We start from the raw sequence: 23,013 nt of genomic DNA, 5'->3' as shown, positions 1-23,013 counted from the left end.
ATCCTAACGCGCTAGCAGCGCATCTTTATGTTGTTCAAAATATACGAGAGTATTCTTCACGGCACGAACGACAGCGCGAGGAGTGATTGTCGCACCTGTAAATTGATCGAAGTCACCGCCATCTTTTTTCACTGCCCAACCTTCAATTGTTGGATTGGATAAGGAAGTGTTCGCAAAGCTTAAGATCCAATTCGATTTTTTCAAATCCACCTTGTCGCCTAAGCCAGGTGTTTCTTTATGACTAATTACGCGGCTGCCAGTTACTACGCCGTTTTTATCGATGGCAACAAGCAAATCCAAATTGCCGTTGTAACCACTTGGAGCAATGGTTTCAAAGATGATTCCAGTAACATCGCCATCTTTACGGGCTATGTGGATTTTGATGCCTTCTGGGCTTCCGAGTAAGGGGTCAGCAGGCAAGGTCGTAACGTCTGTTGTTAAGTCGTTATCGTATAATTCAGCTGGCAAAATCTCGTTGAAGGCTGAGATTTGCGCATTCAATATATTGTCTTTAATAGTGCTTTTAGTGTACTGATGAGTCAGAGCAATAAGTCCAGCAGTTAACACCGCGAAGATGCCCAAGCCAAGACTATTACGACGGATAGAGGCTAATAATTCCATTAGTTATCTTCTCCTATCTTCAAGCCTTTTTTGGCCTTTTTATGACCATAAGTACGAGGTTGAGTGTAATAATCAATAAGCGGTGCAGAGAAGTTCATTAGCAGTACAGCAAAGGCCACACCATCTGGGTAACCGCCCCAAGTACGGATAATGTAAATTAAGATGCCAATGCCAGCGCCATAAATCAATTTACCACGATTACTGGTGCAAGAAGAAACAGGGTCTGTAGCGATAAAAAAGGCACCAAACATAGCGGCACCTGTTGTCAGGTGGAACAGTGGTGTTGCCGTGTTGCTCATGTCAAACAAGTGGAATATGCCAGCCATGACAAGCAAAGCACTTAAAACGGCGACAGGTGTGTGCCAAGTAATAATGCGCAACCAAAGCAAGCCAAGTCCGCCAACTAGATAAGCCATATTGACCCACAACCAACTATTAAGATTGGCGCTCTGTAGCGCTTCAATAGTTTGGAATGCTGTTGCACTATCAAGCAAATCTTTGTTCTTGAAGCCGTCTAGCGGCGTCGCCATTGTGTAACCATCTACATTGGGTAAGTGATGGAAAATAGCTTGTAGACTCTGTAGGAAAGACAGGCTTTCACCTGATGCGACAATGGATTGAGTGCCCAACCATTGGCTCATCGGCACAGGAAAGGACACAAGTACGATGGCATAACCCACCATAGCTGGGTTAAACGGATTGTTGCCCAAGCCGCCATAAAGTTGTTTCGCAAAAATAATCGCAAAGCCGACAGCGGTTATCGTTACCCACCAAGGCACGGTTGGTGGTAAAGCGACACCCAGTAAAACGGCAGTGAGTAGGGCGCTGTAATCTTTTAGAAAGAAAGCAACAGAACGGCGACGGATCGACAAAATAGCCGCTTCACAAGCTAATGCTGCGATACTTGCAATCATTAGGTTGATTAACGTTCCCCAACCGAACAGCCAAGTTTGTACTGCGATACCAGGAATGGTCGCTAAGATCACCATCTGCATAACCCAAGAAGTGCGATGTCCTGCACGTTGAGTGTGGGGTGATGAAATCCTCAATAATGCCATTTATAGACTCTCTTGCGAATGAGTAAGTTTTGCTAGCAAGGCTTCTGCGTCTTGTTGTTTTTGACGTGTGGCCGCGATTTCTTGCTGAATACTGTCAGCTGCTTCTGGCTCACTGTTTAGACGCTTAGTTAGCTTATTTATTTGTGCTTTTGCTAATGCAGCCGCAATTTTTTGTTGTTTAATTTGACCTGCTAAATCAGCAGGGCTTTCGGCTACTTTTGGCTCTGGAGATTTCTCAGCGCTTTTCTCTGTCGCCGAGTTATTGCTGTTTGACTCCAATGCAGTAAGTTTTTCTTGTGCTTCTGCTAGTTTTTTCGGCCATTCTGATACGTCTATTTCAGCGTCGTCTTTGCCTTGTTCTTTCAAAAGCACGATGTTCTTTTCAGCTTTCTTGATACTCGCTTTGGCAATGGCCAAGTCGATCTTGCGTTTCTTGTCGGCATCCGCGTTTGCAGGTGCCGCGACTTCTGTTTTCGCTTCCAAAGCTGGTGCTGGTGCAGATTCATGTTCAAGCGCTGCCAGTTTTCCTTGTGCTTCCGCTAGTTTCTTAGGCCACTCCGATGCATCTATTTCAACGTCGTCTTTGCCTTGCTCTTTTAAGAGAGCGATATTCTTTTCAGCTTTCTTGATACCCGCTTTGGCAATGGCTAAGTCAATCTTGCGTTTCTTGTCGGCATCCGCGTTTGCAGGTGCCGCGACTTCTGCTTTCGCTTCCACAGCTGGCGCTGGTGCAGATTCATTTTCAAGCGCTGCCAGTTTTCCTTGTGCTTCCGCTAGTTTCTTAGGCCATTCTGATGCATCTATTTCAGTCTCGTCTTTACCTTGTTCTTTCAAGAGAGCGATATTCTTTTCAGCTTTCTTGATACCCGCTTTGGCGATGGCTAAATCAATCTTACGTTTCTTTTCTGCGTCAGCATTTGGGCTGCTTGGCGCAGGTGCAGAGTTAGTGTTGGTCACTTGCGGATTTGCTAGCGCCTTTTCTAATTCATCTGCTCTTTGTTGAGCTTCTTTCAGTTGTTGACGAATGGCATCCACTTCTGGTGCCTGAATTTCTTCCGCTTTTTTCAGTGCCTTTTCGACTTTTTTAACTGCTGCTTTGGCTATAGCCGCATCAATTTTTAACTTTTTCAGTTCGTCATTGATGGTTGCTTTTGGTGCGGCCGTAGGAGAAGGGGATGCTGCTGAGTCAGTACTTAGTTTTTCAACTGTCGCTTGTGCGGTTTTTAGGTCTGTTTCTAAGCCAGCTACTTTCTCTTTTAGCTCTTGATCATCAGGCGTTTCTTCTAATTGCTTATTCAGCTTTTTCAATTTCACACCAATAAGAGCAACGTCTACTTTTGCTTTTTTCAATTCATCACTAACGGTTGGCTTTGCTTCGGCTTTCGCTGGGGCAGTAGCAGGTGTCAGTTTGCTCAGCTTATCTTCTAAAGACGCAAGCTGTGTTTCTTGCTCTGCCACCTTCAGTTGTAGTGACTTGATGTCTTCAAGATGCTCACTTTCTTGAGCTTCAAGCAGTAACTTCTGTGCTTTCTTCAGTTTTGTTTTGCCAATAGCAATGTCTACTTTTAGCTTTTTAGCTTCGTCACTAATACCAGGTGTTGTAGAAGACGGGCTTGGAGCTGCCTTAGGTGCAGCGGTTTTCGCCGCAGGTTTCGCTGGCGATGCTTTTTGACGAGCAAGGCGCTTCGCTTCTTTCTCAGCGGCTTCTGCTTCTTGGCGCGCTTTACGAGCTTCAAAACGCTGCTTCGCCAAATCAGATTTCACATTGGCTTCGCGTGCTTCACGAATGGCGCTCTTCGTGTGTCGGTAGTACTGGACTAAAGGAATGCTACTTGGACAAACGTAAGAGCAAGCGCCACATTCGATGCAATCAAACAGATTGTAGTGTTCGGCTTTTTCATGCTCTTGGCTTTTACTGAACCAAAGTAATTGTTGTGGTAATAAGCTTGCAGGGCAGGCTTGTTCACACATGCCACAACGAATACAGGCTTGTTCTGGATTCGGTGTTGGTAGTTCTTTTTTGGTTGCCGCTAAAATACAGTTACTGGTTTTAACAATAGGCACAGCCGCAGAGTCTAAGGTGTAACCCATCATTGGGCCGCCCATAACCAAACGGTGTAACTTTTTTTCGTCAGAATCAGCGTAATCTAATAAATGAGTTACAGGTGTTCCCAATAATACTTCAACGTTCTGAGGTGCTTTTAGCGCGTCACCTGTTAGTGTGGTGAATCGTGAAATCAAGGGTTGGCCATGGAAAATAGCGTCATGAACGGCGACACATGTGCCGACGTTCTGACATAAAACACCAATATCAGCAGGGTATTGTCCACTTGGGACTTCTTGACCAGTTAATAGTTGGATAAGCTGTTTTTCGCCGCCAGAAGGGTATTTTGTTGGCACAACAGCCACTTGGATGCTGCTGTTTTGTTCACTCAATAAGGTATTAAGTGCTGCAATGGCGGTTGGCTTATTGTCTTCAATACCGATAATGACTTGTTCTGCGTTCACAATATGCTGCAAAACTTCGATGCCAGAAATAAGCTCTTGAGTCTTTTCTCTGATCAGCATGTCATCGGCTGTGATGTAAGGCTCGCACTCTGCCGCATTAATAATGAAATATTTGAGTGCATTTTTATGTGCGCCTTGTAGTTTTACTTGCGTTGGGAAGCCTGCGCCGCCCATCCCTACAATGCCCATGTTGGCTAGGTATTCAAGGATTTCTATTGCAGATTTTGCTCGCCAAGCTTCCAATGGAGTGCGTTCTATCCATTGATCTTTATGATCTGGGAAAATAACCATGCACAGGTCGCGTAAACCAGAAGGGTGAGCAATCGCACGTTCTTCAATATCTGCAATGGTGCCAGAAGTCGGCGCATGTAGATGGCTACTTAAAAAACCATTGTTAACGGCAATCGTCTGGCCTTTTAGAACATAATCCCCAATCGCTACAATAGGGCGTGATGACTGACCAATATGCTGGCCTAAAGGGAGAATCAGCTCATTTGGCAGGCTTGGGTGACCCAAAGGAAGTTGCAAAGATTGAACTTTGTTTTCGGCTGGGTGAATGCCGCCATGAAACGAAAAAATGTTTGCAGTCGTTGTGCTTGCTGTAGCCATTAGTGAACAGCCTCCGACTGACGGTCAGTTGCAATAATGCTTAATGAGTTTGCTGCAATACCTTGAGGTTTATCCCAAGACCATGTTTTTGCTGTCACGCCAACTTCTACCATATCAATACAATCTACTGGGCAAGGTTCAACACAGAGGTCACAACCCGTACATTCGTCCGAAATGACGGTATGCATTTGCTTTGCTGCACCTAAAATAGCGTCTACTGGGCAAGCTTGAATACATTTAGTACAACCTATGCATTCGTCTTCACGAATCACAGCGACTTTGGTTGCTGTTTCTTCTCCGTGGTCTCCGTCTAAAGGAATGGCTTCTACGTCTAAAAGATCTGCCAAGGCTTGGATCGTGGCTTGTCCGCCAGGAGGGCAGTGGTTAATGGCTTCACCATTGGCAATGGCTTCGGCGTATGGACGACAACCCGGATGACCGCACTGGCCACATTGAGTTTGTGGTAAAAGCGCATCGATCTGATCAACAATTGGGTCGCCTTCTACATGAAAGCGCACATTGGCATAACCTAGAATCGCACCGAAAATAAGCGATAAAAGAACCAACACACCAATGGCAAGTAAAACAGTTAACATGCTGGCTCCTATATCTGCACGAGAGCGGTGAAGCCCATAAACGCCAGCGCCATAAGACCAGCGGTGATCATGCCAATGGCAGATCCACGGAAAACTGTCGGAACGTCCGCCACATTGATGCGTTCGCGCATGGCAGAGAATAGAATCAAGACGAATGAAAAACCAACTGCCGCACCGAAACCATAAAGAATGGATTCGACGAAACCGTTTTGTTTGCTGATGTTTTGTAGCGCCACACCCAAAACCGCACAGTTTGTGGTAATCAATGGTAGGAAAATACCCAATACGCGATATAGAAGAGGGCTGGTTTTGCGGACCACCATTTCGGTAAATTGCACCACTACAGCAATCACCAAAATGAAAGAAATAGTTTGTAGATATTCAAGACCAAATGGCTGAAGAATATAAGTGAAAGTAAGATAGCTACACAAACTGGATAATGTCAGAACGAAGGTCGTTGCCATCGCCATACCAATAGAGGTTTCCAGCTTTCCAGACACGCCCATAAAAGGGCAAAGTCCCAAAAACTGAACCAGCACAAAGTTATTCACTAATATGGTGCTAACCAATATTAAGAGGTATTCAGCCATCTCACGTCCAAAAAGTTATTAAGTTAAATATATGAATGAGGCCACGGTATAGAACCTGACTTTTCCCAACCTATCTGTGGGTGACAACTATACCAATCTGCTTATAACTAACAAGACTAAAACGTATGCAAAATTAGTCCGATTTAGTATATAGATAATAGGTTATGATTATATAAGTTGAAATTATGTATTTATGTTTATTCTATTGCCTTACTTATTAAGAATCTTTCTCATTTAAAGACTTATAGTGAGTTGGGTCAGCATCCGCTTGTTGCCATGCTGACCCATTCTTTCGAATTACATCACGCGTTGGCCAGGTTTCGCACCGGAATGTGGCTCCAGAAGATAAATGTCTTCTCCGCCTGGGCCTGCTGCTAACACCATGCCTTCGGACAAGCCGAATTTCATTTTACGTGGTGCAAGGTTTGCCACCATAACAGTAAGCTTGCCTTCTAAGTCTTCTGGCTTATAAGCCGACTTAATACCAGAAAAGACGGTGCGAGTTTCGCCACCAAGGTCCAATGTCAGTTTCAAAAGTTTATTGGCTTTTTCAACGTGCTCGGCTTTGGCGATTAACGCCACACGAAGGTCGACTTTGGCAAAGTCATCAAAATTGATTTCCGCTTCGATAGGCTCTTTAGTCAGTTCTGTTTCAGCCGCTTTTGGCTGAGTCGCTTCTTGTGCGGCTGCTTCCGCTTCGGCTTCTAGCTTGCCTTCCTCAATCATCGCATCGATTTGTTTCTGTTCGATTCGGCCCATCAAAGGCTTGAAGGTATTCACAGACTGACCGAACAACAGCTCGCTACGGTTGTCCCACGTTAACTCTTTGCCAAGGAAGGCTTCGGCATCGGCCACAAGATGCGGCATAACCGGCTTCAAGTAAGTCGATAAAATACTGAACAAGTTAAGCGCCACAGTACAAACTTCTTGAACCTTCGGCAGAGTCGCTTCGTCTTTTGCTAAGACCCAAGGCGCTTGGTCTGCGATGTAAGTGTTCGCCACATCTGCCAAACGCATGATTTCACGAATCGCTTTGCCGTATTCGCGGCTTTCAAAATGCTCCGCAATGGCGTCGCCTGCGTCGATGAAAGATTGAATCATCTCACCTTCGCTTACGTCGCTGGCTAATTGGCCATCGAATTTTTTACCAATGAAGCTGGCGGTGCGGCTCGCAATGTTCACCACTTTACCAACTACGTCTGAATTCACACGTTGCTGGAAGTCTTGTAGGTTTAAATCGATGTCGTCTACGCTGGCATTCAATTTCGCCGCAAAGTAATAGCGTAAGTATTGCGGGTCTAAATGGTTCAAATACGTACGAGCCTTAATGAAAGTGCCGCGAGATTTCGACATCTTCTTACCATCCACCGTCACATAACCGTGCGCATTGACTTTGGTTGGTGTGCGGTAGCCAGCGCAATCAAGCATGGCAGGCCAGAACAAGGCGTGGAAGTTAATGATGTCTTTACCGATGAAATGGTAAAGCTCTGCGTCAGAATCCTTCGCCCAGTAATCGTCGAAGTTCAAACCTTCAGTACGATCACAAAGATTTTGGAAACTCGCCATGTAACCGATTGGTGCGTCTAGCCAAACGTAGAAATATTTGCCCGGCGCGTCTGGGATTTCAAAACCAAAGTAAGGTGCGTCACGGCTGATGTCCCATTCTTGCAAACCAGAATCCAACCATTCCGCTAGTTTATTGGCGACTTGATCTTGCAATGTGCCGCTGCGAGTCCACTTTGCTAAGAAGTCTTGGAAATCTGGCAGTTTGAAAAAGTAATGCTCAGACTCTTTCTCGATTGGCGTTGCGTCAGAATAAACAGAGCGAGGGTTGATCATTTCCATTGGCGAGTAAGTAGCTGAACACACTTCACAGTTGTCGCCGTATTGGTCTTCCGCTTTACATTTAGGGCAAGTGCCTTTGATGAAACGATCGGCAAGGAACATTTCTTTTTCAGGGTCAAACGCTTGTTTAATGGAGCGAACGGAAATTTTACCGTTGTCGCGCAACGCCTTGTAAATGCTTGAAGAAATCTCGCTGTTTTCATCCGAATGAGTGGAATGATAATTGTCGTAACCGATCAAGAAATCGTTAAAATCCGCCATGTGTTCTTGGCGAACGCCTTCGATCAATTCTTCAGGTGTGATGCCGTTTTGTGCGGCTTTAATCATGATGGCCGTGCCGTGAGCATCGTCCGCACACACTGCTGTACAAAGATGACCACGCATTTTCTGAAAGCGTACCCAGATATCCGTTTGGATATGCTCTAGCATGTGTCCCAAGTGAATGGAGCCATTTGCATAAGGAAGCGCGCTGGTAACTAATATTTTGCGTTGCGTTTGTGCCATTTTGAATTAAGCCTGCAGAGTGTAAAAAAGGTCGATTGTCCCATTCATCGTTAGCATTTTTGATGACGCCATAAAAAGCCAACATTTGGGACCGCATTTAGAGTGCGTAATTATAAGTCCACGACTCTAGTGTGCAAGGGCTAGACTTGCTTTTCCGCAATTTGCCCCCACACTTGGACATAATCTGAATTTATATTGGTTATTTTTCGACGGTTTTTGGAAAAATACCCTCATTAGGAGCGAACATGGCAAACGCGACAAACAGCACAGCGGACATTTTGGCGACGTTGGAAGCGCTTATTGACGAAAACAGCGGCCAAACTTATGGCACTGTATGGCAAGTCATGGACGACGCAGAGCGTATTCATCTAACGCTTAATTTGGGTTACCCAGCAGAACAAGAATACGCAGCCCTCGAAGCTCGAATCAAAGACCTATTGAATGATGACCGTGACTTAACATTAGATATTCAACACTCCGTCGAAAACCAACCAACTCAAGGCAATATCGCTGGACTAAAGGGCGTGAAAAACATCATTGCTGTTGCGTCGGGTAAAGGCGGAGTGGGCAAATCCACTACTACGGTGAACCTTGCATTGGCCATGGCGAAAGAGGGTGCGCGCGTTGGCATATTAGACGCCGACATTTACGGTCCAAGCCAAGGCATGATGTTAGGTTTTGCTGAAGGCACACGACCAGAAGTACGTGAAGACAAGTTTTTCGTTCCACCAAGCACGTTTGGTGTGCAAGTGATGTCGATGGCGTTTCTTACAACAAAAGACACGCCAGTAGCATGGCGCGGGCCAATGGTCACAGGCGCTTTGATGCAGATCTTAACGCAAACCGACTGGAACGATTTAGACTACTTGTTTATCGACATGCCACCGGGAACGGGCGACATTCAGTTGACCTTATCGCAAAAAGTGCCCGTGGCTGGCTCTGTGGTTGTCACGACACCACAAGACATCGCCTTGCTGGATGCGCGCCGTGGCATCGAAATGTTTAACAAGGTGAAAATTCCTGTGCTTGGGATTGTGGAAAACATGTCTACACACATCTGTTCTAACTGTGGACACCATGAAGCGATTTTTGGCGACGCAGGCGGCGTGAGCCTCGCCAAAGAATACCATGTTGATGTGTTAGGGAAATTGCCATTGAGCTTGTCCATTCGAGAACAAAGTGACGCTGGCAAACCCGTTGTCGTGAATGCGCCAGAAAGTGACGTGGCAAACATTTATCAGTCGATTGCTCGCAAGCTTGGTGCTACTCTAGCGTCTCAATCTGATTCTTCAGAAGGGGCGCAGTTTGTCATGCCAACCATCGGCATGAGCGACGACTAAACAGCAAAACGCCACAGAAGAACCTTTACAAAGACAACTAAGGAAAAGCCATGCGTTTGTGTGACCGAGACATTATCAAAGCCCTAGATGACGGCATGATTACCATTGACCCACGCCCAGACAACAGCGTCATCAGTGGCGTGTCTGTGGATTTGCGATTGGGGAATTCCTTCCGCGTGTTTCAAGGTCACCCAGCGCCATATTTGGATTTAAGTAGCTCAAAAGAAGACTTAAACAAAGTCATCGAATCCGTCATGAGTGACGAAATACTCGTCGACGACGGAAAACCTTTCTTCATCCATCCCGGTGAATTGGTACTTGGCGTAACCAAAGAATCCGTTTCCATTCCCGATGATTTGGTTGGCTGGCTAGACGGCCGCTCTTCCTTGGCTCGCCTTGGTTTAATGGTTCACTTCACCGCACACCGAATCGACCCAGGTTGGAGCGGCGGCATTGTTCTTGAATTCCTCAATGGCGGTAAACTGCCAATCGCCCTCAGCCCAGGAATGACCATCGGCGCCATCAACTTCGAAACCATGTCGGGCTCCGCAGAACGTCCTTACAACAAACGCCCCGACGCGAAATACAAAGAACAGACATCCGCCGTTGGTAGTCGAATCTCCAGCGATAAATCTTAGTGGTTTATTGGATTGATAAGAAAGAGGCTTCGGTCTCTTTTTTTGTGTCTGTCTCTTTACCTTTTTTTAAAAACAGGTTTTCTGGTATGAAGAGATTAGGTGAGTTCTAAGATTGACTATCTTTTCTCCTACTATTTTTAGTGAGTAATTTGTTTAACAATTTTTTCATTCAAATCATTCAAAAACATAGCACGATCAAATCCTTCTGGATCTTTAGCAACAGGAATGTCCTCTTCTTCTGTTAACCATTTTGGGAAAGGCGATATAAATGCATAATGATGTCCTTCCACTTCTAGATATTCACTAGGAATATAAAGTGAAAACTCGTCATGCAATGGAAGGGCGTGGTATGCCGGTATCGCAATAACATCTGAATTAAATGCAAATACAGTTAAACTACTCATAGAAAGTTTTGCGCTAGGTCTAATTCCTTGAAAAATTGGTGCTACTAATACAACTTTTCCAGAAATTAATGGCTTCTGACTAAATGAATCATTTGTTGGAGGCAATACGACATCATGACGAAAGGACTGAATTAAACGATAAATCCAACCAGGGTCCTCGCAAAAGTTTGGATCTAACAACTCATTCCGACGGCAATAATCATCAGAGTGTTGCAGAGAAAATATTGCCCCAGCAGCTAATAGAGTCGACACGCTTCCTAAAGAATAGCCTATACCATGAACTTTTTTTATGTCCACATAATCACCAAACTCTATGGAGTTTTCCACTGCATCAAGCGCTTTAGAAATTTCAAAATATCTGTGGTTTAACGCTGCTGATGTTTTATTGCCTCCAACTAAATAGTCCGCCTCATGCTGAGGTGCAATAACAACAAAACCGACATTAACAAGAGCCTGAATGGTTAAGTAATGGTTTCTATAAAACCCACTATTACCATGTGAAAAAAGTACTATTTCATACCTTCCCTTCTTAATGGGTGAATTTTTAGAAATTTCTAAATTAAATGGTCCTAAACGCTGAAGTTTCGAAGGAGTATCGCTTGGATACCAAACACTAAAAGTACCATCATTAGTCGACATTTCACGAAAACCAACAGAATGAGCAGTCGTCACACAAACTAAAGTACTCAAAAAAAGAACAAAGAATCTTCTAGAAAACGCTCCAGTCATCAAACACATTTTTATATCCTTATAAATATTGAAATTCCAAATTTAGACAATAGATGTGACACTACAAATAATTCAGTGTCGAATGCAACATAAAGACAATTAAATTCAGAACAGAGGAGGAATATCCCTCGTCTCTGATTTTTAATTCATTAAGATGAAAGCTAACTTAACAAAATGAAGATTTCCAATAAACCTTCATTTACCAAGGTTAGAATTCAGGGGCAAAGCTTTTTTAGTAATCTTAGTTATCACTCTGGGCAGGGGCAGGGGCAGGGGCAAGGAGAGGCTGAGGAATAGGTATTCTTCCGTCTTGTTGGACTCTATAACAGACTCTGTGTAACTACCATTTGAGTGTAAAGGTGTCGTTCTACATCGAGCCAAACGGCAGCACGGCTTGTGTTCACGCTAGTACGGTTGTTCATGTTAATAATACGTTTGGCAAGGTGTATATGTTTTTCGTTGCGCCAGTGCACAAGTTAATCGTGCCATCCTCGTTAAAAACCTTGCCTCAAGCATAATACATCCATCAAACTGACGCGCTTTGAGCTTATGACAATCACTGTGCGACGGTGACAAAGTCAGTATGACGCGTGAAATCGTTAATAATTTTTTGGTAAGTAGGTAAGTGATGACGTTAGTTAAGTTAGGTTTTATTGCCGCAGCGGTAATGAATATTGGCGGTGTTTTGTTATTTTCACGCGGGTTTACGAATTCAGTGATTAATGAATTTGACCCTATTGTGATGTCAAACTTTGGTTTGCTGATGATTATGGTGTGGGGGTTGGCGTATCTTGGTGCGTCTTTTATTACATCCAGTGTGAAATGGTTGGCTGGGGCATTTGCGGTTGAAAAATGTGTGTATGTTGTAGCTTGGCTACTTTGGATAAATGGTCAACAACTTGGTGCGGTGTTTGAAAAAGATCTGTTCGCTGGTGTGTTTTACAGTATTTACGGATTGAACGATTTTGTCTTTATGGTGTTTTTCCTTTGGGTTTTCTATACGTCCAGAAAAGAGCGTGAATCCTAACCTCACTCTTTTCTTGATGTGAGTTTTTTGCTTTTTTGTTAGTACGTTTGTTCTTTCCTTTTATGTTGTTATTGAGTGTTTCTTTATGCGCTTACTAAAATCCACTGTTCACCCAAGCCTTGATTCGCTTGATCAGTCTTCTTTTCTACGTCTTGCTGCACGGGGAATTGTGTTAAAAGGCGAGGAAATCTTAATGATGTATACCGAGCGCTACGATGATTACACCTTGCCGGGCGGCGGTATTGATGACGATGAGAGTCAGATAGAAGGTTTGATTCGTGAGCTAACAGAAGAAACCGGCGCGCGGAATATTCGTAACATCGAGGCGTTTGGTTTGTATGAAGAATTTCGACCTTGGTATAAGGACGATGCCGATATAATGCAAATGAAGTCTTATTGCTTCACTTGTGAGATTGATGACGAGTTAGGTGAAACACGCTTTGAAGATTACGAAGTGAAAAACGGCATGAAAGCCGTGTGGATCAATGTTCATGATGCGATTGAACATAATATGAATACGATCAAAAACAGCGACAAGAAAGGTATGTCCATTGAACGGGAAACCTTTTTGTTATCCTTGGTGAGAGATGAATTTCTGGTGACTTCTTAATCGCTTTTTTTCATCGCAGTGAAAATCCTCTTAGCGTGATTTTTACTTGTGGTCTTTCTAAACAACTATGTGGTTTGATCATAGGCTAGGTCTTTGGGTTTGGATTCAGGCTCATTGTGTTTAATAATTTTCTTTCGGAAGCTGTGGCAAACAATGTGGGTGAAAGGGGAACTATGTTGAATTACTTAAAACGTGCAGTCGTTCTATGCTGTCTGCTCATTTGTTTACCGCTGAGCGCGCAATTCATCACTCTTACTGAAAAGCAGTATCAAAGTGGTGGTTATATTATTGTTCAGGCTGCGCCGCGTTCTTCTGTTGAGTTTCTTGGTAGGTCTTATTCGTTAGGTGCAAAAGGTTTTCTTGCCATCGGGTTAGCTCGTGATGTGTCGGGTAAGCATCGCATTACTATTACATCGCCTTCTGGTGAAGTGAAAAGCAGTGCGCTTAACATTGCGTCACGGCAATATAGAGTGCAACGCGTAAATGGTGTTCCGCCTTCTCGTGTGACACCACCAGATGATGTGGCAAAGCGTATTGCGGCGGAAGCGGCTCAGGTTCGAGAAGCACGCGCAAATATGAGTGATTATGATTTTTGGCGAACCGATACCTTCCAATGGCCAATTGAAGGTCGTATTACTGGCGTATATGGCAGTGAACGATTTTATAACGGCATCGCATCGGGCAGCCCTCATTGGGGAATTGATCTCGCAGCACCTAAAGGCGAGCCTGTTTATGCGCCAGCAGGCGGTAAGGTAGTCTTGGCCGAGGACGATTTATATTACAGTGGTGGAACGATTATTCTGGATCATGGCGCGGGCGTCAGTAGTGCTTTTTTACACTTATCCAGTGTGGATGTGAAAGTGGGGCAGTTGGTGAAAAAAGGTGAGCCCATTGCCGCTGTTGGCTCCACTGGTCGCTCTACAGGGCCACATCTTGATTGGCGTATGAATATTCGTGATGTACGAATTGATGCAGCTTTGTGGATCAAAGAGTGATCTTGACCTATTGTTCCAGATTGGGTTAAATCACTATCTGCATTATCAGGATGATGCCTCCCTCAGTTTCTCTGTCGGGAATGTTCAGCAAGGAATCTGATGACTATCAATACAGTCAAAAAAACGACGGTAAATGCTCACTGTGTTTTTGTATTGATACAAAGAGATACTTGCGAATATTGTCGGCATACATAGCCTTAAAAAAGATTCATGTTTTCAGCTGTTTATAGTGAATAAATGTGGCTTTTTATTGCTTGTCTTCCCCCAAACGGCCAGTTTTTCTCTTCTTTTTATTACGCTTTACTAACTTAGTGATACCAATTTAGGAATAAAAAAATGAGTTTTACACAAGATTTAGCGTGGAATGCGCGCCATATGTTACGTACAGCCAATGTTGTCTCACAGCTTCAAAACTGCAAAGGAAAAAGATTGGCGGTGAGCACCCATTTAGACATCAAGATGGTGTCGTTTTATGAAGGTTATTTGAAGCATGGCGGCGAGCTTTTTTTAACCACTTGTAACCCAACAACAGTCCGAGATGAAGTGGTTGAGTATTTGGTGTCTTTGGGCGCGGAAGCCAGTGCGTGGAAAAACATGAGCGAGTCTGATTGGCAGGCGTCTTTACATAAAGCCTTAGAGTGGCAACCAACCCATTTGTGTGAGTTTGGCGCGCAGTTAGGTGGTTTGTATCATGGCTCGTCACAATTCTCTGGTGTGACAGCCAGCTTAGAAGGCACAGGTTCTGGTGTGTCTGTGTTGGACAAAATGCCATTAAAGCACCCTGTGTTTAACTGGGATGATTTGGATGCCAAAGAAGGTTTGCATAATCGCCACATGGTGGGATTGAGTGCTTGGCAAGCCTTTATGGAGCGCACGCATTTGTCATTGCATGAAAAGAAAGTCGTGATCATTGGGTATGGTTTGGTTGGACAAGGTTGTGCGGCGTCCGCGAAGTCATTTGGTGGACAAGTCATCGTGGCAGAGAATGATCCTTCTCGTCTTTTACAAGCGGCTTATGATGGCTGGCATACGGCGTCTTTGAATGATGTGATTGCACAAGCCGATGTGGTTGTGACGGCAACGGGCGTGGCTGGTGTGTTGAGTGAAAGCATGTTGGGTCAATTGAAAGTGGGCGCGTTTGTGATGAATGTGGGACACGTGAGCCACGAGATTCGCCTTGATGCCATGACAGACTATCAAGTAGAAGAAGTTATGCCGGAAATATACGAATACCGTAAAGACGAGCATTATTTTTATGCGTTATCGAATGGCGCTATGTTTAATCTGACCGCGGGTTATGGTGACAGCTTGAACGCATTTGATGTGTCTTTGGCGTTGATGGCCGCTGGCGTAAAACACATGTTTGAACAAAGCGACCAGTTTGAAAATGGCATGCATATCTTGCCAGATCAAGCTTGGAAACCTTTCCTATAAAATGAGTTTTATTATGACGCCTTCTTTTTTCTGAGACGGGAAAAGAAGGCGTTTTTTATTACTGGTTAATACGTCAATGAAGGTTTCAACTGCTGGTGTCATGATTTTTAGAGGGTTGAATACTAAGTCATAACTCGCGCCTGTTAATACATCGTGATTCATTGTTTTTTGCGATTTTTAAATTTATTGTAAAAATTTTAATAGAAATGAATTGTTACAATTAAAAATATTATTTACAGAGTAAATCTAAATAAAGGGTCAAAGTGTAAAGACGCAAAATACCAAGACGAGTATAATCTGCGTATATTTACAGAATTTAATTTTATAGATTTATTAGAGGTTTCTTTATGGCGACACCATCTCAACATGATTTACGTAATGACTTTCGAGCACTCTTGGCGAGTGAGCAATGTTATTACACGGCATCTACTTTTGATCCTATGTCTGCTCGTATTGCAGCAGACCTTGGCTTTGAAGTAGGCATTTTAGGTGGCTCTGTCGCTTCGCTTCAGGTTTTAGCGGCACCGGATTTCGCATTGATTACATTGAGTGAATTCACTGAGCAAGCAACACGTATTGGTCGAGTTGCACGTTTGCCTATTATTGCTGATGCCGATCATGGTTATGGTAACGCATTAAATGTGATGCGTACTATTACTGAGTTGGAAAGAGCGGGTGTTGCGGCGTTAACAATTGAAGATACTTTGTTGCCAGCAAAATACGGTCATAAATCGACAGATTTGATTCCTGTTGAAGAGGCGGTTGGTAAATTAAAAGCAGCAATTGAAGCGCGTATTGACCCTGTGATGAGCATCATCGCACGTACGAACGCAGGTCAATTGAGCACAGAAGAAACCATCCAACGTGTAAAAGCTTACCAAGCTGTTGGTGTGGACGGTATTTGCATGGTAGGTATTCGAGATTTTGCTCACTTAGAAGAAATTGCTGAGCATATTTCGATTCCGATTATGCTGGTTGCGTACGATAACCCAGAATTGCGTGACCGTGCACGTCTTGCTGCGAACGGTGTTCGTATTGTTGTTAATGGTCATGCGGCGTACTTTGCTGCGATCAAAGCGACTTACGATTGCTTGCGTGAACAACGCGGCATCGCGGAAGGTACTTTGAACGCTTCTGAACTTTCAACGCGTTATTCTACTTTGGAAGATAACCGTGTTTGGGCATCTAAATACATGGATGTTCAAGAATAATTCGATTTTTCATTATTGGACTACTTCGTTTGGCTCTTGTTAATCGATAAATAGAAAGGCCCTTTCAACTCATGTTGGAAGGGCCTTTTTTATGATGTGTTGATTTAACCTGAACTAACCTAAAGTGTTTTAGCTTGTTGATTACTGATATCAGAATCATTGCTAGATTTTTTTTTGATCTTAGCAATCAGGTTATGTATGTCTTCTTTGATCATGAGAAGCACAGGAATCAGCACCAAGGTAATGACGGTTGCGAACATGATGCCGTATGCTAAGGACACTGCAGCTGGAATCAACATTTGCGCTTGTCTTGAGGTTTCCCAAAGAATGGGAATCAAACCAGCGAAAGTGGTGAAAGAGGTCAATAGAACGGCTCGTAATCGACTACGACAAGCCAAGCTAATGGCTTTTTTAACATGATCGGTTTCATGGCGCAGATCGTTAAAGCGTGACACAAGCAATAAGCTGTCGTTTACCACCACACCGCTGAGGGCAAGAATGCCGTTCAGAGAGAAAATGCCCAGCGTTAAGTCGTTCATCCAATGGCCAAGCAAAGCGCCGATAATACCGAATGGAATCGCCATCATGATGATCAGAGGCTGACTGTAAGACTTCAATGGAATCGCCAGTAATCCATAAATGATTAACAGGGCAATAAGGAACATTTCAGACATGGACGACTGAGTTTCGGCTCTTTGTTCCGCTTCACCAGAGAAATACACAGATACACCTGAGAACTGGCGCTCCATTTGTGGTACGACAGCTTTCTCTAAATACTCGACAATCTCAGTTGATGACATTTCGTCTTTATCTACCTCGGCAGATAAATACAAAGAGCGTTTGCCATCAATGCGAACAATCGTCGTTTCTGCTGCTTCTTGGAATAATGTCGCCACAGAAGACAAAGGAATGCGAGTGCCATCGCCCAGTGTAATTTTAGTATTCATAACAGCAGAAGGGGATTCTTGTTGGTCGTTAGGATAACCTAAACGCACTTCCACTTCGGCATTATCTCGTTGATATTCCTGCACCACTTGACCATCAAAGTTGGTCGAAACTTGAGAGGCAAGATCACTGGTGGATAAGCCTAACAATCGACCCTGTTCGGTGAGCCTTAATACCATTCGAGATTCAGTTAGTTCTGTATTTTGTTCAATACCTGTAACAGCGGGTAAGGTTTCGAGCTGCTTTAATAATTCTTCCATAGCGCCGTTTAACACGCTGGAATCATTGCCTCTTAGTTCTATTCTTAATGCGTCAACGGTTTCTCGTGCGCTTCGAATTCTTAGATTTTTCACGCCTTCAGGCATGCCAGACAGCTTTTGCCATTTAGCCGCAAACTGCGCGGAAGTGTAAGGTCGATCAGTGACGAGTTCGATCCGAATATTGCCGGATTGCTCATTGCTGGACGTTACCTGAATGTTTTGAATCGCCACATCACCTTTTGGTTCTGGTGGCTTCTTCATTGCCGGGCGATTGCCAGCTTCCACTTTGGTTTTAGCCGTGTTTTTGCCACCTTCGGCATCTGGTCTCGGTGGACGGCGACGTTCGCCAGTATCGCTTCGCAAGGCAATGTCCGCTTTGTAAGCCGCTTCTTCTAGGGTTAATAAGACACGGCTGGTTTGACCGTAACTCACGTCGTTGTACATAGTGAGACTGCCTCGCACCGTATCGCCTGGAACTTGAGGGAAGAAACTAATGCGAAGAGCGCCAGTGAAAGGCATGGACATAACCAATAGAAAAACCGCAAAGAAGAAAATGCAGATCGCATATCTGTGGTTTAGTGCTATGTCGATGCTTGGTTTATAAATGCGGTCACTGAACCATTGTAAGCCATTATCTGCACCTCGTTGAACTAAGGCCCAACCTTTTGCTATTGGGTTAGTGCGAGTGGATTTGCGCGTATTAATGTGAGCCAAGTGAGCTGGTAGAATGACTTTTGATTCAATTACAGACAATACAAGACAAATGGCCACGACAATGGCGAATTGTGAATACAGTTGCCCCAAACGTCCTTCAATATTGGATAACGCCCAAAAAGCCGCCACCGTCGTAAATACACCGAACAGAGTCGGCACCGCCACAATCATGGTGCCTTTGATGGTGCTGCCGAGCGTATCGCCTTCTTTGGACCGTACTGTATAAATACTTTCTCCGACCACTACGGCGTCATCCACCACTATCCCTAAGGCCATGATGAAACCGAAGGTGGTGAACATGTTTAAGGTTAAGCCTATGCTTTCCGTTCCCATAAAAAAGAGGGTACCGAAAAAGATAAACGGTAAGCCCATGGCAACCCAAAATGCCACAGTGATGTTTAGGAAAATAGCTAGCAGTACAAAGACTAAGAACACGCCTGTCACCGCGTTTTCGACCATGAGCTCTAAACGCTGGTTAATGGATTCACTGCGATCGTACCAAGTATCTAAACTCACATTTGGAGGCAAGCGGCCGCTGTCTTGCCAATCTTGAAGGATGGCTTTTGCAGCAATAACCGAATTGGATATGTCGCTGGTGCCTTTGGTGAGTACTTGAATAGCCAAACTGTTCTGACGGTTAAAGCGAGACAAGACAAACTCGTCTTCGTCAAAAACGTCTCGAATATTGGCAATATCACTGAGTAAAAGCTTGCCGCCATTTTCGTTGGTTCTGATTGGGATTTGCAAGAATTGGCTTTTGATATAGGCTTGCTCAGACGCACTGATACTCAGGTAAATATCTTCGTTACGTAGTGTTGCAACTTTCGCCGTAGACGATTCTGCATTAATCGCGGTGGTTATGTCTGTTAGTGTTAGGTCGTAGGCTTCGAGCTTATTTCTATCCACTTCAACCATCATGGTTGGGTCTAACCAACCAGAAATAGAAGTAGCGCTGATATCTTCACTGGCGAGCAGGTCTGATTCCAATTCGTCGGTTAGCTTTTGCAAAGTACGTCGATCGGCGTCCCCATAAAGTTGAATCCAGATGGAGTGTTCTTCACGCACCGCTTTGCTGACAACCGCTGGGTCAGCGTCGTCTGGGAAAGAGGTAATTTGATTGATTTCGTCTTCAATATCTACTTTTAAAACATCGATGTCATAACCATCGATCATTTCAATGCTCACACCGGTTGAGCTTGCGGTTGATGAGGTGGTGATGTTCTTAATGCCAGAAGTGCCTTGTAACGCTTGCTCGATAGGAATGGCAATGCCTTCCTCGTTTTCTTTGGCGGAACCACTGTCATTACTGACGGAAATCGAGACTCTGTTAGGCGATAAGCTAGGAAACGCTTCTTTGTTGATGGAGCCCATATTGATCACACCTAATGTGATCATCAGGATTAGCAATAAGTTCGCAGCCACTGGATTGTTCGCAAACCAAGGAATGATGCCTTTATGTTGGTCGATAGGGCTCATGGATTATTGCCCTTTGGTGCTGCGTTAGTGGTTTTTGTTGATACTTTAACTGGATCAACTAATGTGCCTTTGATGTAGCTGTTGTAAGGCTGTACAAGTACTTGGTAAGTGCCTTCTCTCATGCTTTCTGGAACTTGAATATAAACGTAGTTTGAATCCACAAAACGAGGTGTTGTTTCAAAGGCGCTCAAACGTTTGTTTTCGTCCAGATACCATATTTCGCTTTTCTGGCTTAATGCTGTGTTTGGCAAACGCCATAAGTTTTCAAGCTGTTTGCCTTGCAGAGTAATGCCAACAAAAGAACCAGGAATCAACTGAGGTGTCTGATCCAATGGCTTGTCTAAGCTAATAGTGAGGCTGCGCATGCGCGTTGATTCATCAATGTGTAGCCCAACACTGAGTATTTTCCCTTGCCAAGTGGCGTTGCCATCGACGCTGCTGATGGTCACTGGCCAATTGGAGGTAAGCAGCGTTTGGGTGTCTGGTAGTTTGAGCCAATCACTGCTCGATAGATCGACTTGAATTTCAGCACGATCAATACTGTAAAGTGTGCCTACTTCGGCTCCGCTGCTGAGATAAGAGCCAGGCGAGATCGAACGTTCTACAACCAGAGCATCAAAAGGGGCAATAAGCTTGGTGTTCTTCAAATCGTTTTGTGCGTTTTCTAATTCGGCTTTGGCAGCCTCGTATTCTGCTTGGGCTGCGGCAAGTTGTGGCTCCCGTAATACAAGATCAGAATCTGGAACTTCATCAAAACCAGACGCTTCCCATTCTGCTCTGGCTTGCTCGCCTTGGCGTATTTCTTCTTTTAGTGCAAGCTCCGCGCTGGCTAAAGTGTTTTTTGCGCTAGCCACATCACTGTTTAGCTCGGTGTTTTTAAGGGTTGCCAAAATGAGGCCTTTTTTGATGACTTGGCCTGGCTCAAATTGGTTCGATATTTGTGTTACTTCACCGCTCACTTGGTTGGTTAATGTTAGGGAATATCTTGGCTCAACCAAACCAGATGTACTGATTGAAGAGGCATAAGTGCCTATTGCGGCATCCATGACAGTTATTTGTACGGCTTGTGCTGGCGCTTCAGGACGAGCTTTTCGTACCTTGTTGTTCTGAGCTTCAACCGCGCTGGTGATGTAGAAATACACCCCAACTATCGAGATTAGGGCTAATATTAAGGTGATCCATAGTGAAAGGCGTTTCATTGTTCGTTTACTCCAAGCCCTAATGCGAGCCCTAAATCGACTCGATTTGATAAATGTTGATAAATGATGTTGTCTAATTGTGCTTCTAGATCAAAGGTAGTGGTTTGCACATCAATCAGGTCACTTATTTCTATAAGGCCTGAGCGGTATTTTTTCTCATACTGACTGAGGTTTTTCTTTGAACTGTTTAAAGCATCACGAATGTGTTGTGTTTGCAGTGACAAGACTTTTTCCTGCCCCAATGTGTTTTCAACTTCGTTTACGGCAGTTAACAAGGTTTCACGGTAGGCTTGAAAGGCTTGCGCCGTTTCTAATTTCGCCACTTCTGCTGCGGCTTTTAATTGACCACCTTGATACAGCGGTTGAGTCAATTGCGCTAATAAAGACCAAATAGATGAACCGAACAGGGCACCCGTTGGCGAGGCTGCTGTTTCGCTTAATGTCGCGCTGAGGCTAATGCTAGGTAGCATATCTTTGTAGGCCACAGAGGTATTTAAGTCTGCGGCTTCAATGTCTAAATAAGCGGCTTTTAAATCAGGGCGACGTTGTAGAGCTTGCTCTGGTAAATTGCTGAAAGATAGATTGACGTCAGGATACTCTGCATTGGCGACAAAATGGAGTGAATCCGCGCTTCCTAGATACAGTTGTAAAGTACGTATTTCAATGGCGAGTTCTTCTTGATATTCCACCAAGTCTGATCTTGATTGTGAGGTGGATGTGCGAGCAGCATCCAGTTCCTCTAAATCACCAAGACCATTTTTGAAACGCCTTTGAATCAGTAATTCGTTTGCTTCTAATAGCGTTAAACGTTTTTTTTCAATGTCTATGGCGTGTTGTTTGGCCGTGATAGCAAGCCAGGACTTAATGACATTTGCTACTAATGTGTCGCGACTTGCCTGATAAAGCGCTTCGTTGCTGGCTAGAGTCTTGGTCGACGCTTCTTCTGAATTGGCGAGTTTTTGCCATAGATCCAGTTCCCAGCTGATTTTTAGATCTGCATCATAACTGATGCTGTCACCCTCGTTTTTACCTGCGGAAAACCCTGCTTCAACACTTGGTAAGGAATCACCATGCTGGCTTTTAATGTCCCACAAGCTGGCTTGTAAAGTGAGTTGAGTTTGTTGAAGGCTAGGATTCGCCTCAAGAGCCTGTTGAATGAGAGTGTTTAGTTGAGAGTCTTGAATTAAATCAGTTAAGTAACTCACTTGAGCCACTTTATCGAGATTTTGCCATTGAGCGGATTTTTGCTCGCTTACTGTATCGAACTCACTTTGTGCTAATTCGGCATAGTCTTGGCGGTTTTCTGAGTTGCTACCTGTGCTGCTACACGCTGCCAAAAATAAACTAAGGCAAAGTACTCCAGTATTGCGTAACGGCCTGTTCATCATTCAATGAGTCCTAATAAAAAAACATTCTAATAAGAACCCAGTTGACGGCTTCGTTCTGGGGCGTTGTTCCATCATATTGGAATTACAACAGAGTATCGTTTTTTTTGACTGGTTTTTTAAATGGAATTTTCATTTCTTTACAAAGCCGTGTTTTATTTATCTTTTTTTAATCTGTTGTTGCAACGAAGCTATGTGTGAAATCGCTTTTACAGTATTCAGTAATTGCTCTTTTGCTGTTTCAAAATGCAAGATTATACTGTCAATTCTCGTGTTGGTTTTTTGTGGGCTGGGTGCGGGAAATATTTTTAATAT

The 23,013-nt window shown here is 44.1% G+C and carries 19 protein-coding genes; 8 read left to right on the top strand and 11 right to left on the bottom strand.

The annotated features are described in order from the left end of the window. Positions 1–3: 3 nt before the first annotated feature. The 6 genes from rsxG to metG form a co-directional block, all read right to left on the bottom strand. Complete coding sequence (gene rsxG, locus ABFY09_RS00955) at positions 4–621, bottom strand: electron transport complex subunit RsxG (protein WP_347982418.1); 618 nt, start codon at positions 619–621, stop codon at positions 4–6. Next, positions 621–1,679: an electron transport complex subunit RsxD gene (gene rsxD / locus ABFY09_RS00950; protein ID WP_347982417.1), complete on the bottom strand. Its 1,059-nt coding sequence runs from the start codon at positions 1,677–1,679 to the stop codon at positions 621–623. The genes rsxG and rsxD overlap by 1 nt, the downstream gene beginning before the upstream one ends. After that, positions 1,680–4,796 carry an electron transport complex subunit RsxC gene (gene rsxC, locus ABFY09_RS00945; protein ID WP_347982416.1) on the bottom strand — a complete coding sequence of 1,039 codons (3,117 nt, stop codon included), beginning with the start codon at positions 4,794–4,796 and terminating at the stop codon, positions 1,680–1,682. Continuing rightward, positions 4,796–5,392, bottom strand: a complete 597-nt coding sequence (rsxB, locus tag ABFY09_RS00940) for an electron transport complex subunit RsxB (protein ID WP_347982415.1) — start codon at positions 5,390–5,392, stop codon at positions 4,796–4,798. Before rsxB ends, rsxC begins: the two co-directional genes overlap by 1 nt. A gap of 8 nt (positions 5,393–5,400) precedes the next feature. Beyond that, positions 5,401–5,982 carry an electron transport complex subunit RsxA gene (gene rsxA, locus ABFY09_RS00935; RefSeq protein ID WP_347982414.1) on the bottom strand — a complete coding sequence of 194 codons (582 nt, stop codon included), beginning with the start codon at positions 5,980–5,982 and terminating at the stop codon, positions 5,401–5,403. 297 nt (positions 5,983–6,279) lie between these two features. After that, a complete protein-coding gene (metG, locus tag ABFY09_RS00930; RefSeq protein WP_347982413.1) occupies positions 6,280–8,331 on the bottom strand; it encodes a methionine--tRNA ligase in 2,052 nt (683 codons plus the stop codon). A 245-nt stretch (positions 8,332–8,576) separates the two neighbouring features. On the opposite strand from metG, the gene apbC reads away from it, so the two are divergent. Together apbC and dcd are read left to right on the top strand one after the other, a co-directional pair. Further along, complete coding sequence (apbC, locus tag ABFY09_RS00925; protein ID WP_347982412.1) at positions 8,577–9,671, top strand: iron-sulfur cluster carrier protein ApbC; 1,095 nt, start codon at positions 8,577–8,579, stop codon at positions 9,669–9,671. Between the two features lie 50 nt (positions 9,672–9,721). After that, the gene (dcd, locus tag ABFY09_RS00920; protein ID WP_347982411.1) at positions 9,722–10,309 is read left to right on the top strand and encodes a dCTP deaminase; all 588 of its coding nucleotides are present in this window, start codon (positions 9,722–9,724) and stop codon (positions 10,307–10,309) included. Between the two features lie 137 nt (positions 10,310–10,446). Here dcd and ABFY09_RS00915 read toward each other — a convergent pair whose 3' ends face one another. After that, entirely contained in the window at positions 10,447–11,451 is a 1,005-nt protein-coding gene (locus ABFY09_RS00915) for a hypothetical protein (RefSeq protein ID WP_347982410.1), read from the bottom strand. 338 nt (positions 11,452–11,789) lie between these two features. Here ABFY09_RS00915 and ABFY09_RS00910 point away from each other — a divergent pair, with 338 nt between their 5' ends. The 5 genes from ABFY09_RS00910 (at position 11,790) to ABFY09_RS00890 (ending at position 15,508) form a co-directional block, all read left to right on the top strand. Further along, on the top strand, positions 11,790–11,960 hold the full coding sequence (locus ABFY09_RS00910; protein ID WP_347982409.1) for a DUF2867 domain-containing protein: 171 nt from the start codon (positions 11,790–11,792) through the stop codon (positions 11,958–11,960). 110 nt (positions 11,961–12,070) lie between these two features. Next, complete coding sequence (locus ABFY09_RS00905) at positions 12,071–12,469, top strand: hypothetical protein (protein WP_347982408.1); 399 nt, start codon at positions 12,071–12,073, stop codon at positions 12,467–12,469. A gap of 85 nt (positions 12,470–12,554) precedes the next feature. Then, entirely contained in the window at positions 12,555–13,079 is a 525-nt protein-coding gene (locus tag ABFY09_RS00900; protein WP_347982407.1) for an NUDIX hydrolase, read from the top strand. A gap of 173 nt (positions 13,080–13,252) precedes the next feature. Beyond that, positions 13,253–14,074: a M23 family metallopeptidase gene (locus tag ABFY09_RS00895; protein WP_347982406.1), complete on the top strand. Its 822-nt coding sequence runs from the start codon at positions 13,253–13,255 to the stop codon at positions 14,072–14,074. A 336-nt stretch (positions 14,075–14,410) separates the two neighbouring features. Continuing rightward, a complete protein-coding gene (locus ABFY09_RS00890) occupies positions 14,411–15,508 on the top strand; it encodes an NAD(P)-dependent oxidoreductase (RefSeq protein WP_347982405.1) in 1,098 nt (365 codons plus the stop codon). Here ABFY09_RS00890 and ABFY09_RS00885 read toward each other — a convergent pair. After that, on the bottom strand, positions 15,503–15,670 hold the full coding sequence (locus ABFY09_RS00885) for a hypothetical protein (protein ID WP_347982404.1): 168 nt from the start codon (positions 15,668–15,670) through the stop codon (positions 15,503–15,505). The two genes, ABFY09_RS00890 and ABFY09_RS00885, sit on opposite strands and share 6 nt — an antisense overlap. Positions 15,671–15,855: 185 nt before the next feature. Between ABFY09_RS00885 and ABFY09_RS00880 the strand changes: the two genes are divergently transcribed. Continuing rightward, a complete protein-coding gene (locus ABFY09_RS00880; protein ID WP_347982403.1) occupies positions 15,856–16,719 on the top strand; it encodes an oxaloacetate decarboxylase in 864 nt (287 codons plus the stop codon). A gap of 119 nt (positions 16,720–16,838) precedes the next feature. On the opposite strand, the gene ABFY09_RS00875 is transcribed toward ABFY09_RS00880, so the two are convergent. Genes ABFY09_RS00875 through ABFY09_RS00865 form a run of 3 tightly spaced genes read right to left on the bottom strand, consistent with a single transcriptional unit; the run spans position 16,839 to position 22,701 of the window. Continuing rightward, positions 16,839–20,114: an efflux RND transporter permease subunit gene (locus tag ABFY09_RS00875; protein WP_347982402.1), complete on the bottom strand. Its 3,276-nt coding sequence runs from the start codon at positions 20,112–20,114 to the stop codon at positions 16,839–16,841. Continuing rightward, positions 20,111–21,313, bottom strand: coding sequence for an efflux RND transporter periplasmic adaptor subunit (locus ABFY09_RS00870; RefSeq protein WP_347982401.1), 1,203 nt, complete (start codon positions 21,311–21,313; stop codon positions 20,111–20,113). The genes ABFY09_RS00875 and ABFY09_RS00870 overlap by 4 nt, the downstream gene beginning before the upstream one ends. Continuing rightward, a complete protein-coding gene (locus ABFY09_RS00865) occupies positions 21,310–22,701 on the bottom strand; it encodes a TolC family protein (RefSeq protein ID WP_347982400.1) in 1,392 nt (463 codons plus the stop codon). The genes ABFY09_RS00870 and ABFY09_RS00865 overlap by 4 nt, the downstream gene beginning before the upstream one ends. Between the last annotated feature and the right edge of the window lie 312 nt (positions 22,702–23,013).

The sequence above is a fragment of the Marinomonas sp. 5E14-1 genome (genome assembly GCF_039939215.1).
GTDB lineage: Bacteria > Pseudomonadota > Gammaproteobacteria > Pseudomonadales > Marinomonadaceae > Marinomonas.
This window is presented reverse-complemented; position numbering and strand designations above follow the sequence as displayed.